The organism is Ruegeria atlantica (assembly GCF_947495585.1).
Classification (GTDB): domain Bacteria; phylum Pseudomonadota; class Alphaproteobacteria; order Rhodobacterales; family Rhodobacteraceae; genus Ruegeria; species Ruegeria atlantica_G.
In genome coordinates, this window is record NZ_CANLZK010000002.1 from 147,058 (window position 1) to 160,197 (window position 13,140).

16 protein-coding genes are annotated in these 13,140 nt (G+C 58.7%); 10 read left to right on the forward strand and 6 right to left on the reverse strand.

Annotated elements, in window-relative coordinates; translation table 11 throughout:
• Positions 1–3: 3 nt before the first annotated feature.
• The 4 genes from QMP16_RS06480 to gatC are packed head-to-tail and all read right to left on the reverse strand — an operon-like array spanning position 4 to position 3,182.
• Complete coding sequence (locus QMP16_RS06480) at positions 4–681, reverse strand: N-acetylmuramoyl-L-alanine amidase (protein ID WP_282151692.1); 678 nt, start codon at positions 679–681, stop codon at positions 4–6.
• Positions 665–1,363 carry a hypothetical protein gene (locus tag QMP16_RS06485; RefSeq protein ID WP_282151693.1) on the reverse strand — a complete coding sequence of 233 codons (699 nt, stop codon included), beginning with the start codon at positions 1,361–1,363 and terminating at the stop codon, positions 665–667. Before QMP16_RS06485 ends, QMP16_RS06480 begins: the two co-directional genes overlap by 17 nt.
• A gap of 40 nt (positions 1,364–1,403) precedes the next feature.
• On the reverse strand, positions 1,404–2,891 hold the full coding sequence (gene gatA, locus QMP16_RS06490; protein ID WP_282151694.1) for an Asp-tRNA(Asn)/Glu-tRNA(Gln) amidotransferase subunit GatA: 1,488 nt from the start codon (positions 2,889–2,891) through the stop codon (positions 1,404–1,406).
• 3 nt (positions 2,892–2,894) lie between these two features.
• Positions 2,895–3,182: an Asp-tRNA(Asn)/Glu-tRNA(Gln) amidotransferase subunit GatC gene (gene gatC, locus QMP16_RS06495; RefSeq protein ID WP_058275619.1), complete on the reverse strand. Its 288-nt coding sequence runs from the start codon at positions 3,180–3,182 to the stop codon at positions 2,895–2,897.
• Between the two features lie 236 nt (positions 3,183–3,418).
• Between gatC and QMP16_RS06500 the strand changes: the two genes are divergently transcribed.
• Both QMP16_RS06500 and QMP16_RS06505 read left to right on the forward strand, forming a co-directional pair.
• Positions 3,419–3,583, forward strand: coding sequence for a hypothetical protein (locus tag QMP16_RS06500; RefSeq protein ID WP_282151695.1), 165 nt, complete (start codon positions 3,419–3,421; stop codon positions 3,581–3,583).
• Between the two features lie 144 nt (positions 3,584–3,727).
• A complete protein-coding gene (locus tag QMP16_RS06505; RefSeq protein ID WP_282151696.1) occupies positions 3,728–4,291 on the forward strand; it encodes a DUF4202 domain-containing protein in 564 nt (187 codons plus the stop codon).
• On the opposite strand, the gene QMP16_RS06510 is transcribed toward QMP16_RS06505, so the two are convergent.
• A complete protein-coding gene (locus QMP16_RS06510; protein ID WP_282151697.1) occupies positions 4,282–4,938 on the reverse strand; it encodes a ceramidase domain-containing protein in 657 nt (218 codons plus the stop codon). The two genes, QMP16_RS06505 and QMP16_RS06510, sit on opposite strands and share 10 nt — an antisense overlap.
• Before the next feature lie 60 nt (positions 4,939–4,998).
• On the opposite strand from QMP16_RS06510, the gene QMP16_RS06515 reads away from it, so the two are divergent.
• Positions 4,999–5,691, forward strand: a complete 693-nt coding sequence (locus QMP16_RS06515; RefSeq protein ID WP_058275616.1) for a metal-dependent hydrolase — start codon at positions 4,999–5,001, stop codon at positions 5,689–5,691.
• A 2-nt stretch (positions 5,692–5,693) separates the two neighbouring features.
• On the opposite strand, the gene QMP16_RS06520 is transcribed toward QMP16_RS06515, so the two are convergent.
• The gene (locus tag QMP16_RS06520; RefSeq protein ID WP_282151698.1) at positions 5,694–6,143 is read right to left on the reverse strand and encodes a nucleoside deaminase; all 450 of its coding nucleotides are present in this window, start codon (positions 6,141–6,143) and stop codon (positions 5,694–5,696) included.
• Here QMP16_RS06520 and QMP16_RS06525 point away from each other — a divergent pair.
• From QMP16_RS06525 to QMP16_RS06555, 7 genes are all read left to right on the forward strand, one after another.
• Entirely contained in the window at positions 6,124–7,014 is an 891-nt protein-coding gene (locus QMP16_RS06525; protein ID WP_282151699.1) for a pseudouridine synthase, read from the forward strand. The genes QMP16_RS06520 and QMP16_RS06525 overlap by 20 nt on opposite strands.
• Before the next feature lie 174 nt (positions 7,015–7,188).
• Complete coding sequence (locus QMP16_RS06530; RefSeq protein WP_282151700.1) at positions 7,189–8,103, forward strand: 5-bromo-4-chloroindolyl phosphate hydrolysis family protein; 915 nt, start codon at positions 7,189–7,191, stop codon at positions 8,101–8,103.
• Between the two features lie 30 nt (positions 8,104–8,133).
• Positions 8,134–9,324: a toxic anion resistance protein gene (locus QMP16_RS06535; protein WP_282151701.1), complete on the forward strand. Its 1,191-nt coding sequence runs from the start codon at positions 8,134–8,136 to the stop codon at positions 9,322–9,324.
• A gap of 31 nt (positions 9,325–9,355) precedes the next feature.
• Positions 9,356–10,294, forward strand: a complete 939-nt coding sequence (locus tag QMP16_RS06540) for a DUF2927 domain-containing protein (protein ID WP_282151702.1) — start codon at positions 9,356–9,358, stop codon at positions 10,292–10,294.
• A gap of 21 nt (positions 10,295–10,315) precedes the next feature.
• Positions 10,316–11,464 (forward strand): SPFH domain-containing protein, encoded by a 1,149-nt coding sequence (locus tag QMP16_RS06545; RefSeq protein WP_282151703.1) that lies wholly within the window; start codon positions 10,316–10,318, stop codon positions 11,462–11,464.
• Positions 11,465–11,467: 3 nt separating this feature from the next.
• Positions 11,468–12,010, forward strand: a complete 543-nt coding sequence (locus tag QMP16_RS06550) for a hypothetical protein (protein ID WP_282151704.1) — start codon at positions 11,468–11,470, stop codon at positions 12,008–12,010.
• A complete protein-coding gene (locus QMP16_RS06555; RefSeq protein WP_282151705.1) occupies positions 12,007–13,095 on the forward strand; it encodes a TFIIB-type zinc finger domain-containing protein in 1,089 nt (362 codons plus the stop codon). Before QMP16_RS06550 ends, QMP16_RS06555 begins: the two co-directional genes overlap by 4 nt.
• Positions 13,096–13,140: the final 45 nt, after the last annotated feature.

Below are 13,140 nucleotides of genomic sequence, written 5' to 3' on the forward strand. Positions count from 1 at the left end.
GGATCAGGATCGGGCGGTCAGCGGTACGAGATCAGCACTCTGCAACGGACCTGTAGCCCAAGGACGATATCGCAGACGAACGGCGGATAGCAAAGTTTCGTCGTCTACGTCAGCGCTGAAGCCGGCGGATTGTGCCAGAATTCGAAACTGATCCATCGGCGCATCTAGCGGGCCATCGTTTTGTCCGCGCGGCGCGGCCAGTTTGTTGCGCTCGAGCCGCAGCCAGTCAAATCGCGGTCCGGGATCAAATTTGCGTCCGGGTGCCATGTCGGAATGACCGATCACACCGTATGGTCGAATGATCCAGCGATGCATGATCTGAGGCAACAACTGTTCCAGCCTGCGCATTTGCAGGTCTGAAAATGGGTGCCTGCCAGTGTTGTCCAGCTCGATGCCAATCGAACGGGAGTTGATATCCTTCTGACCGCTCCATTCTCCGGCCCCGGCATGCCACGCGCGGTCCTCTTCTCGCACCATGTGCCAGAGCGTCCCGTCGCCCCCAATCAGGTAATGCGCCGACACTTCGTGGACAGGGTCACATAACCTGTCCAGCGCCTCTTGCGCGCTGTTCATCGCCGTATAGTGCAAAACGATCAGGGACGGCTTCAGCCCGTCCCTGCGTGGTCCGTAGTTAGGCGAAGCGTGCCAGATTGGCGCTTGTGGATCAGTTGTTGACGGCACTGCGGAATGCACTTGGATCCCAGCCACATGCGTACCCATCCCCATCCGGGTCCAGACCGTTGCGATCACGCTGCGGGCCGCCGTTGGCCAGAAACTCGATCTGAGCTTGGTCAGGCGACGGGAACTTGGCGCAATTCCGCTGCGCCTTGGCCTCAAGATTGAAACCAGCGCGGCTGTAAAGCTGTGTACCAACTGGATTCGAAGTGCTTAGAGCGTATTGCACGATATTGGGCTGGCCGTCCGATCCGCGCTGCGGAACAGCAGTTGGGGTGACAACTTCGTAGGTCTGGCGGTTCTGTTGGATCAGGGCCGCGTCGTTTTCGATCGTACGACGTCCTGATACAGCGGCGAAATCCTGTTCATCGGAGATCGCGTTGCTACTGGCGGCAGACAGAGGGACTTGCGTCAACGTGCTTTGCCCCGATGTATTTGCCAGGGCAGCTGCCGTTGCAGACGCGATATCAGCGTTGTCCCCGGTCGGTGTGCTGCCGGGCGCGCCGAGTTGTTGTTCTGACACGTCAGCAGGGCCGACCAAAGGGTTTCCGGTGTAGCCCGGCCCGGCCAGCGCGGCCTCGCGCTGTGCCTGATATTGAGGCGTGTTAAATCCAGTACCCTGGACCGGGGCCACCGAGTTGCAGGCGGCCACAAGTCCGATTGCGGGGATCAGAAGCGTAAAGCGCATTCAGCTGCTCCGTTTTAGCTGGTCTTGCCTGATCCGAGGATTACCACCATTTGCCTGGCTTGGCCACAAATCCGGCGGCACTTTCCAACGCATAAGCTGTGTTCAGCAAATCGCCTTCTTCCCATGGACGGCCGATCAGTTGAAGACCCAGCGGCAAGCCCTGTTGGTCCAAACCTGCGGGAACCGAGATACCGGGCAAACCGGCAAGGTTCACTGTCACGGTAAAGACGTCGTTGAGGTACATCTGCACCGGGTCCGCCTCGGTCATCTCGCCCAGACCAAAGGACGCCGAAGGGGTAGCAGGCGTCAGGATTGCGTCGATCCCTGCGGCGAAGACATCTTCAAAGTCTTTCTTGATCAGGGTCCGCACCTTGCGAGCGCGGTTATAGTAGGCATCATAGAACCCTGCCGACAGCACATAGGTGCCGATCATGACCCGGCGCTGCACTTCGTGGCCGAAGCCCTCGGCACGGGTCTTTTCGTACATCTCGGTGATGCCGTCGCCCTGTGCCAGCTGCGCGCGGCGGCCATAGCGCACACCGTCATAGCGGGCAAGGTTCGAGGACGCTTCGGCCGGGGCAATCACATAATACGCAGGCAGCGCGTATTTGGTGTGCGGCAGCGAAATGTCGACGATCTCTGCACCCGCTGCTTTCAGCATCTCGGCGCCTTCGGCCCACAGCTTTTCGATCTCGGCAGGCATGCCTTCCATGCGGTATTCTTTTGGGATACCGATCTTCTTGCCTTTGATATCGCCGGTCAGCATCGCCTCAAAGTTCGGCACGGCCAGTTCGGTGCTGGTCGAATCCTTGGGGTCGTGACCACACATCGTCTCGAGCATGATCGCAGCGTCGCGCACGTTCTTGGTCATCGGCCCGGCTTGATCCAATGAAGAAGCAAACGCCACAATACCCCAGCGCGAGCACCGACCATAGGTCGGCTTGATGCCGGTGATACCAACAAATGCTGCGGGCTGGCGGATCGAACCACCGGTATCGGTACCGGTGGCGGCCAGGCAAAGATCTGCCGCGACGGCCGAGGCCGACCCACCGGACGATCCACCGGGTGTCAGTTGCGCATCGTCATTGCCCCGGCGCCATGGGCTGACCGCATTGCCGTACACGGAAGTTTCGTTGGACGAGCCCATGGCGAATTCGTCCATGTTCAGCTTGCCCAGCATAACCGCGCCTGCGTCTGCCAGTTGCTGAGACACAGTAGATTCGTATTCGGGCTTGAAACCTTCGAGAATTTTGGAAGCCGCCTGCGACGGTACGCCTTTGGTGCAGAACAGATCCTTGATGCCGATCGGCAGGCCGCACATCGACGGCGCGTCGCCTGCTTTGATCCGCTCATCCGCCGCCTTGGCGCGCTCCAGCGCGATCTCGGGCGTCTTGTGGACAAAAGCGTTCAGCGCGTCGGCGTCATCGATTGCCTTCAGGCAGGATTCGGTCAGCTCGACAGAGGTTACGTCGCCCGCGCGCAGAGCGTCGCGCGCTTCGGCCAGGCCCAGTTTGTTCAGATCGCTCATGTCTTACTCCACAACTTTGGGAACAGCGAAGAACCCTTCGCGCGCATCAGGGGCATTGGCCAGAACCTTGTCTTGCTGGTTGCCGTCAGTGACCACATCCTCGCGGCGTTTCAGGCGCATTGGCTCGACCGAGACCATCGGCTCGACACCTTCGACATCAACCTCGTTGAGTTGCTCGATGAAGCCAAGGATGGTGTTGAATTCGGATGCCAGCGCAGGCAGCGCGTCATCCTCGACCTTGATCCGGGCCAGTTTGGCCACCTTGGCGGCGTTGCTTTGGTCAATCGACATCGGATATCCTCATATGCGTTAGGGGGCATTTACCTGTCTGGTCGCCGGGTCGCAAGACCGCCAAGGCGCTGATCCACCCTTGAGCGCATGGCAAAGGTCCATAAATCCTGTCCGATCATTCATTTCTAATTACCCCTATGCAAAAAATGAACCGATTAGTTCACTTCGCATCTTGAAATACTGAACTGAACTGTTCATTTCATATAGCATGGCACAGCCTTATATGGAGAAAAACGATGAAAACGTTCATGACTGCCTTTATACTGGCCACTACGGTTCTTGCTGCGCAAGCTCAGGCGGGCGCTTTTGGCCCAAGCATGGACACCCTGACCCGCAGCCTGATTTTCCCCGATCAGGTCTCGGAACCTGTCACTCAGGATCAGAACAAACCGGGCAAGTAATTTAGCCCCCCAAAAAAAGCGGGTCGGGTCCAAATGCCCCGGCCCGGCAATTGCCTGCTGCGTTCCGCGCGGCGTATCGCTACGGTGGTCCACAAGTAACCCGCCGGCCTGCCCTGCAGATCCGGCAAGCCAACGGAGCGGAAGATGAACGCGCGCAAGCAAGCTGTTCTGGACGCAATTGATGCGGCCAATTCATACGACCCCAACCTCGAAGACGGCCAGCCCGCTGAACTGCTCTATGGTCAGCGCATGAGCGCCGAGTTGGACAGGTTGATCCCCGACGCCTCTGACCCGTTGCAGATTGCAGCGCGTGGTCAGCATGTAGAGCGGTGGAAACTGGCGCGCGGCGAATACCCCGAAGGTCGCGCTGGATATCTGGCCTGGCGCAAGGCGCAGGGCGTCCACCACGCCGAGGTCGTGATGGGGCTTATGGAACAGAACGGCTACTCTGCCGAGAATATCGAATCTGCCGGTCGGATGCTGCGCAAACAGGGCATCAAGCGTGACGACGAGGTGCAGGCGCTGGAGGATGTAATCTGTTTCGTTTTCCTTAAATGGTATTTCGCACCGTTCGCCGAAAAGCACTCAGCCGAGAAAATCCAAAGCATCGTCGAGAAAACCGCGCGCAAGATGTCGGATCAAGGCCGCGCACGCGTGCTGTCTGAATTTGACTTACCCGCAGAACTGGCCGCAGCGTTTCAGGCCTGAGCCGCGCGGGTCAGATGCCTACGATACACCTCGATCATCCAGCCCAGCATGAGGGCATTCAGGATGTGCCACATGAAATGCGTGCCAAACGGGATCTGCCCACATATGGGTTCGTCCAGCGCACGAAAGGTGATCGAGGCGATTAGGATCATCGCCCCGATGGCCAGACCTCGGGCGGTGTCCGGCACCCGGTGGCGCAAAAGAAACGCATAGATCAAGATCAGCAGCGGCACCGGGGCATAGGCTGCTGAACCACCCAATCCCGGCACAAGCTGGAACAAGGGCACCGTAGCTGCGGCATAGGGAATGAACAGGGCTGTCGCGATCCCGGCCGTACGCGGCCGCATGTGCCAGACATCCCGGTTGATCGCGAAGATGTAGACCAGAATGTACAGCAGGATCGGCAGAACGTCCGCCATCGCGGCCCAGGCCTGCGCGTGGGTATGGAACAGGTAACTGCCGACCCCGATAGCGGCGAGAATGACGACCAGCACCATCGCCAAAGGCGCCCCCTGCCCGCGCACACGTCGCCACATGACAAAAGCCGCAATCAGAAACGCCGCGTTTGTCACCGCGTTTATCGGCTCGGCCCAATAGGCGGGCGACAAGCGCTCGCAATAGCCATCAATTTCCTGAAACCAGTCCATGAACTTTTACATAGCCGATGCTAAGTTAATGCCAACAGTTTGTTTTGGGAGGATGAATTCATGAACATCATTTGGCTGGGACACGGCAGTTTCCGCATCGAAACCGGCGGACAGGTTCTGCTGGTCGACCCCTGGCTGACGGGTAACCCGGTCTTGTCCGAGGAACAGCATGATGACGCGCTAAACGGGGCGACTCATATCCTCTTGACGCATACACATTTCGATCACGTCGCCGATGTCGTATCGCTGGCCAAGCACCTGAACGTCCCCGTGGTCGGACAATACGACCTGATGGGGTATTGGAGCGAGTCCGAGGGGTTGGAAACCATCGGGTACAACAAGGGCGGTACCGTGAACCTGAACGGCGTCAAAGTGTCGATGGTGCCAGCCTCGCACAGCTCGACCTTTTCCACGCCCGACGGGCTGCGCACCGGCGGCAGCGAGGTCGGGTTCATGATCGCCTCGGACGGGCACATGCTGTATGTCTCGGGCGATACCGACATCATGGCCGATATGGATTGGATGGGGGATTACTACAAACCCGATATCGGGATCCTGTCGGCAGGCGGTCACTTCACGATGGACATGAAGGGCGCGGCATATGCGGCCAAGCGGTATTTCAACTTCAAGACCGTGATTCCCTGCCACTACAAGACCTTCCCGATCCTCGAACAATCAGCTCAGGCGCTGGTCGATGGGTTGCCGGGGGTCGATGTCATCGAACCCGAGGTGATGAAGGCCATTACCATTTAGGGTCAACGCCGTGCGGCGAAGAACTCTTTCAGAAGCTCGGCGGCCTCCTGCCCTCGGATTCCGTCGTAAACCTCTGGCACGTGGTGCGCTTGTGTATGGGTGAAAACCCGCGCGCCATGGTCAACGCCGCCAGATTTCGGATCGGCAGCCCCGTAATAGATGCGCCGGATACGCGCCGCTGCCAGAGCCGCCGCACACATCGCGCAAGGTTCCAACGTCACATAGAGATCGTGATCGGGCAGACGTTCGGATCCGGCTGCGGCACATGCAGCGCGCAGGGCCAGTATCTCGGCATGGGCGGTGGGATCGTTCAGCTCTCGTGTTCGGTTACCCGCAGAGGCCACGATCACGCCATCGGGGCCAGCAATAACAGCACCTACAGGTACTTCGCCGCGATCCGCCGCAGCGCGCGCTTCAACCAGCGCCTTATCCATGTGCGATCTGAACACCATGCCTCTGACTGCAACAGAAACCTGTCTTTCGCAAGCGGCCGGGATGCGCTATGGGCTGCGGATGACCAAATCCCCTCCTCCCGGCGACCGGATCGCCAAAGTCCTTGCCCGCGCAGGCGTCGCCTCGCGTCGGGAAGCCGAACGCATGATCGAAGCAGGTCGTGTGAGTGTAAACGGCAAGTCCATCGACAGCCCCGCGCTGAACGTCACAGCCAAAGACAAGATCACCGTCGATGGGAAACCGGTTTCCGAGCCGGAACCTTCGCGCCTGTGGCTGTATCACAAACCTTCGGGTCTGGTGACAACGACACGTGACGAAAAAGGGCGCGCGACCATTTTTGACAAACTGCCCGAGGATATGCCCCGGGTCATGAGTGTCGGGCGGTTGGACCTGAACTCGGAAGGGTTGCTGCTGTTGACCAATGATGGCGGCATCAAGCGCAAGTTGGAACTGCCCTCGACCGGATGGCTACGCAAATACCGCGTGCGGGTGAATGGCCGCCCCAAGGACGAGGATTTTGCACCGCTGCGTAAGGGGCTTGTGATCGACGGGGAACGCTTTTTGCCGATGGACGTCACGCTGGACCGGCAACAAGGCGCGAATGCCTGGCTGACAATCGGTCTGCGCGAAGGCAAGAACCGTGAAATTCGGCGTGCGATAGAAGATATCGGTTTTGCGGTGAACCGGCTGCTGCGAGTGTCCTACGGCCCCTTCCAGCTGGGAAGCCTGAAACCCGGCGAAGTCGAAGAGATCCGCCGACGGGTCATGCGCGATCAACTGGGGTTGGAAGCCGAGCCCGAAGCACCGGCCAAACGACCCGCTCGCCCACAGCGAAATCGGCCCCCGATCGGCAAGAAACCTCGCAAGTGACGCAGGTTAGGCAACCTTCCCCCTAGCGCCACGGTCTCTCATGGCCTAGATTTCCCCAAGGGACATTTTTGGGGGGCGCCATGTCCGGGACCGGAGTGCAAAAACTGGCCTATGTCGTGTTGTTGATGCTGATGTTCGGCGTCTGCACCGGCGTGTTGGGAGGCTTGTAAGCACATGGCCAAACGGTATGGCGGGAAATTCAGCCCACAGGACGACTCATCGTCTCCGAATCAACCTCGGCGCGGACAGTTTGACGTCGCTCGGGTCGAACCGGCCGGGGCGCGCGCTAACCTGTTGTTTCTTCCGGCTGTTCCCTTGGTTTTTCTGTCGCTGAACGATGGGGCCGTCGGATTGACGATCGGCCTGATCGCAGCGGGTCTTTTGACAGCTGCAGCATTTCTGCTGCGCGAAGGGTTGCGGGCCGAATCCGCCTACAACGCTCGCCGCACAGCCCGTCGCCCGGCGTTTCCCAGAAAGGTATTCTCCAGCCTGCTGACCGGACTTGGCGTCGGATTGGCTGCTTATCGCACCGAATATCTGGATGCAGCCGCAGCGTCTGAGGCCAGCCTGATCGCCCCGATTCTGTTCGGTTTGATGGCCAGCGTCCTACACTCTGTCTCTTTCGGAATTGATCCGATGACTGACAAAGGGATGGAAGGCATCGACACTTTCCAGCAAGACCGCGTTGCCCGCGTCGTGGAAGGTGCTGAAACACATCTGTCCGAGATGACCGACGCCATCAAACGCGCAGGCGACCGCAGGATCGAAGCCCGGGTTGAACGTTTTCAGGATACCGCCCGCGACCTGTTCCGCACGGTCGAGGAAGACCCTCGCGATCTGGCCGGTGCGCGAAAATACCTGACCGTTTACTTAAAGGGCGCGCGTGACGCGACAGTCAAATTTGCTGACGTTTATGCCCGCACCCGCGATGCGCAGGCGCTGGAGGATTATTCGTCCCTCCTGGATGATCTTGAACAAAATTTCGCGGCGCGTACCCGCAAGTTGCTTTTGGACGACCGCAGTGATCTGACGGTTGAAATTGATGTGTTGCGCGAACGGCTGCAACGCGAAGGCGTCCGGTTGGACTGACCGGCCACAATTTGAGAGAGGATTACCCCCATGTCCGATGACATCAAGAACAAGGCGGTCGAGGCTGAAACGCTGGTGCAGGAAGTGACCGCTGTCACCCTGCCCGACCCGACCGCCGAAATCGTCTTGCTTGAGGAGGCCGACGAACCTGTCAGCGCCGAAATCCGCAAGCGCATGGATGAGATCGACATGGATAACACCAATTCCATCGTCGCGTTCGGGTCGTCTGCCCAGGCGGAATTGCAGGAAATCAGCCAGGCCATGCTGGCGGATGTCCGCAACAAGGATGTCGGGCCCGCCGGGGATAGCCTGCGCAATATCGTCACGACGATCCGCGGGTTTTCAGTCAGTGAGCTGGACGTCCGGCGCGAACGCAGCTGGTGGGAAAAGCTGTTGGGCAAGGCTGCGCCTTTCGCCCAGTTTACCGCCAAGTTTGAAGATGTTCAGGGGCAGATCGACAGGATCACCGACGACTTGCTGGGCCACGAACATACGCTGCTGAAAGACATCAAGTCACTGGACCTGTTGTATGAAAAGACGCTGGGCTTTTATGACGAGCTTGCGCTGTATATCGCAGCAGGCGAAGAAAAACTGACCGAGCTGGACAGCCAGAACATCCCCGAAAAAGAAGCCGAAGTTCAGGCCGTGCCCGAAGACCAACAAGTCATGAAGGCCCAAGAGCTGCGTGACCTGCGCGCAGCGCGGGATGATCTGGAACGGCGTGTTCACGACCTGAAGCTGACGCGACAGGTGACGATGCAATCGCTGCCCTCGATCCGGTTGGTTCAGGAAAATGACAAGTCGCTGGTGACCAAGATCAACTCGACCCTCGTCAACACCGTGCCGCTGTGGGAAACGCAACTGGCGCAGGCCGTCACCATCCAGCGTAGCGCCGAGGCGGCCGCGGCCGTGCGCGATGCGAATGACCTGACGAATGAACTGCTGACATCGAACGCGGCGAACCTGCGTGAGTCGAACAAGATGATCCGCGAGGAAATGGAACGCGGTGTGTTTGATATCGAGGCGGTCAAGCAAGCCAATGCTGACCTGATCGGTACGATCAACGAAAGTCTTGCAATTGCTGACGAAGGCAAGGCCAAGCGCGCCGCAGCCGAGCAGGAACTGCAGAAAATGGAAACCGAGCTGCGCGACACCCTTGCCTCTGCCAAGGCGCGCAAAGACGGCGTCGGCGACAACGCTGGAACTGCGGTTTCGAGCTAAAGGCGGGCAGAACGTGCGAGTGCCGGGATATATGAAACCCCTGTTGGGTATGGTGGCGCTGTTGGCGCTGGCCAATTGCGATGAGGCGCTGACGTCGTCCGTCGTGCCGCAACCGCGCCCGGTGGCGCCTGCACCGGCACCTAATGCTTATGTTCCCCCGTCTGCGGCGAGTCAGGATCTGGCCCGGTTCTATCAGCGGGTCGAACGTGACCTGCTGACCCGCGATATGTTGCGCGTGGACGGAGGCGGCCCCGACACACCCTATGATGCCGATGATCTGGCCCGCAATTTCGAGGCCATAGCCTTTTACAGCGAATACCCCGATCACGCTGTAACCACGCGCATTCGGCGAACGGACGGGCAGCTTAGCCGGTGGGCAGGACCTGTGCGGATTCAGACCGAATTCGCCCCGTCCGTGGCACCCGAGATACGCGCAAAAGACTCCGCCGACGTCGAAGCGTTTGCGGAACGGCTGAGCAAATTGACGGATCATCCAATCTCGGTCGTCAATCGCAAGGCCAATTTCCATATCTTCTTTGCAGGCAAAGATGACAGCGCCTATGTGGTGAAACGCCTGAAACAGCTGATTCCCGGCATCAGCACGCCTTCACTGGATTTGGTTGCAAACCCGCGCGCCAATATTGACTGTCTCGTTTTTGCGTCGCCGACCAATACCTCACCGTATAAATTTGTGCGGGCTGTCACGCTCATCCGGGCTGAACTGCCGGACCTCACCCGGCGCAGCTGCATCCACGAGGAAATTGCACAAGGGCTTGGATTATCCAATGACAGCCCGGCGGCACGGCCGTCGATATTCAACGACAATGACGAGTTTGCGCTGTTGACCAGCCATGATGAGAAACTTCTGACAATGCTCTACGATCCGCGACTTGAGCCCGGTGTGACAGCCGAGGACGCCCGCCCCGTGGTACGGATTATTGCACGCGAATTGATGGGCCAGCAGCTCTGAGCCCAAGAAAAGGAGACCCCAATGGGTATTTTCGATTTTCTGACCGGAGAATTTATCGACGTCATTCACTGGGTTGACGACACCCGTGACACAATGGTCTGGCGTTTCGAGCGTGAAGGGCATGCGATCAAGTACGGTGCCAAACTGACGGTGCGTGAGGGACAGGCAGCGGTGTTTGTGCACGAGGGACAACTGGCAGACGTGTTTACGCCCGGGCTTTATATGCTTGAGACCAACAACATGCCGATCCTGACGACGCTACAGCATTGGGATCACGGATTTCAGTCGCCCTTCAAATCCGAGATCTATTTCGTCAACACGACGCGTTTCAATGATCTGAAATGGGGCACCAAGAACCCGATCATGCTGCGCGATCCGGAGTTCGGACCGACCCGTATCCGCGCCTTTGGCACATACACGGTCCGGGTCAAGGACCCCGCGAAGTTCCTGATTGAAATCGTCGGCACCGATGGTGAATTCACCATGGATGAGATCAGCTTTCAGATCCGTAATATCATCGTGCAGGAGTTCAGCCGCGTGATCGCAGGATCGGGCATTCCGGTGCTGGACATGGCCGCCAACACCGCCGATCTGGGCAAACTGATCGCGGCCGAAGTCTCGCCCGTGCTGGAAGGTTACGGGCTAGAGATGCCGGAGTTCTACATTGAGAACATCTCGCTACCGCCTGCCGTCGAGGCTGCGTTGGACAAGCGGACGTCGATGGGATTGGCGGGCGATCTGGGCAAATTCACTCAGTATTCCGCCGCCGAGGCGATGACTGCAGCCGCCAACAACCCCGGACAAGGTGGAGGCATGGGTGCGGGTCTTGGCATGGGCATGGGCATGGCGATGGCCAACCAGATGGCAAACATGGCAGCGGGTCAACCAAGCGGACCGTGGGGCGGTTCCGCTCCCGTTGCCCCGCAACCAGCGGCGCATGCGGCACCGTCCCCTCCTCCGCCGGTCGAGCATGTCTGGCATATCGCCGTGGATGGGCAGACCAGCGGCCCGTTTTCCAAGGCCAAGATGGGCCGCATGGCGACTGATGGTGAGATCACCCGCGACACCCATGTCTGGACCGCCGGTCAGGACGGCTGGAAAAAAGCGGGCGACGTGCAGGAGCTTGCGCAGCTGTTTACCATTCTGCCGCCGCCTCCGCCGGGGGCGTAATCGGTGACGGCAAACGCCGACATATCTGCCTATTCGCAAAGAGAGATCAGGCGCGCCGTCAATTTGAGTGCAATTCTCGGGTGGTTTTGCGTGATTGGCGCGCCGATGCTTTTTGATCTTTTCCAAAGCAGATGGGACGCCACTCTGTGGTCTCTATTTCAGTTATTGACTTTATTTGGTGTACCCTCGGCTTTTCTGATTGCATGGATTTTCGTCGCACCCGCCCTGCGCACGATGATGCGCAAGCCGGTTACTTTTTTCCGGGCTGCTTATTGGGGGGGAGCGATCAGCACAGGTCTTGTCCTGCTGAGTATTGCAATCGGTCGGCTAAGAGGATGGCATCAATCGCACAACGATAAATTCGATTCTCAAATCGGGGGTGGCGATTTCGTGCGATCTGTTGATGGCATACTGACGCCTTTTGGATGGCAAGTTCTGGCGCAGAATTCCCTTTTGTTTATAGTGATTTGCATCTTTGTGGCTGTCGTGATCCACGCAATCATCGGCCATGGAAAGCCCGTTCAGCTAGCCGAGGTCAAGCAATGACTGAAGAACACCGCTTTCCCTGCGAGCAATGCGGCTCGGACTATCGGTTCAATCCGGGCGACGGGACCCTGACCTGCGATCATTGCGGGCATTCGGAATCCATAGGTGCCGGACCGTGGGGCGGTGCCAGCCTGAAAGAACTGGATTTCAACGCCGCGGTGACAAACAAGCTGCCAGAAGCGGAAATCGAGGAAACGCGGGTTCTGTCCTGCCCCAACTGCGCAGCTCAGGTCGAGTTTGACCCGAACACCCATGCGGCCGAATGCCCGTTCTGTGCCACTCCGGTAGTCACGGAGACGGGAGTTAACCGGCATATCAAGCCAAAAGGCGTGTTGCCCTTTGCTCTGGATGAACGGTCGGCTCATAAGGCGATGTCGAGCTGGCTTGGCAAGTTGTGGTTCGCGCCCAACGGGTTGAAGGATTATGCCCGCAAAGGTCGCAAGATGCAGGGGATTTACGTCCCCTACTGGACCTTCGACGCGGATACCAAGTCAGCTTATCGCGGCGAGCGCGGCACGGTGTATTACGAGACCCGGACCGTCATGCGTGACGGCAAGCGCGAGCAACAGCAGGTGGCAAAGGTGCGGTGGTCCCCAAAATCCGGTCGGGTTGCCCGGTTCTTTGACGATGTTCTTGTGCTGGCGTCCCAGTCATTGCCGAAACGCTATACTGACGCGTTGGAACCCTGGGACTTGCCGGCGCTTGAACCTTACCAGCCCGAGTATCTGGCGGGTTTTCGGGCCGAGGCTTATACAGTCGAATTGCAGGACGGGTATACCGAAGCGCGCGGGCATATGGCCCGGGTGATCGAACGAGATGTGCGTTTTGATATCGGCGGCGACCGGCAGCGCATTCACGCAATCGACACGGATGTGCAAAATGTAACCTTCAAACATATTCTACTGCCTGTCTGGCTGGCCGCATACAAATATCGGGGTCAGACCTATCGTTTCGTTGTTAACGGCAGAACGGGGCGTGTTCAGGGCGAACGCCCTTGGTCCGCTATCAAGATCACGATCGCTGTTGTGTTGGGTCTGCTGGTTGCAGCGGGTGTCGGATACCTCATGGCAACTGGTCAGCAATAGCGCCTGTCCCCTTTTAACCGCTTGAATATCGCCAATCCTACCGCC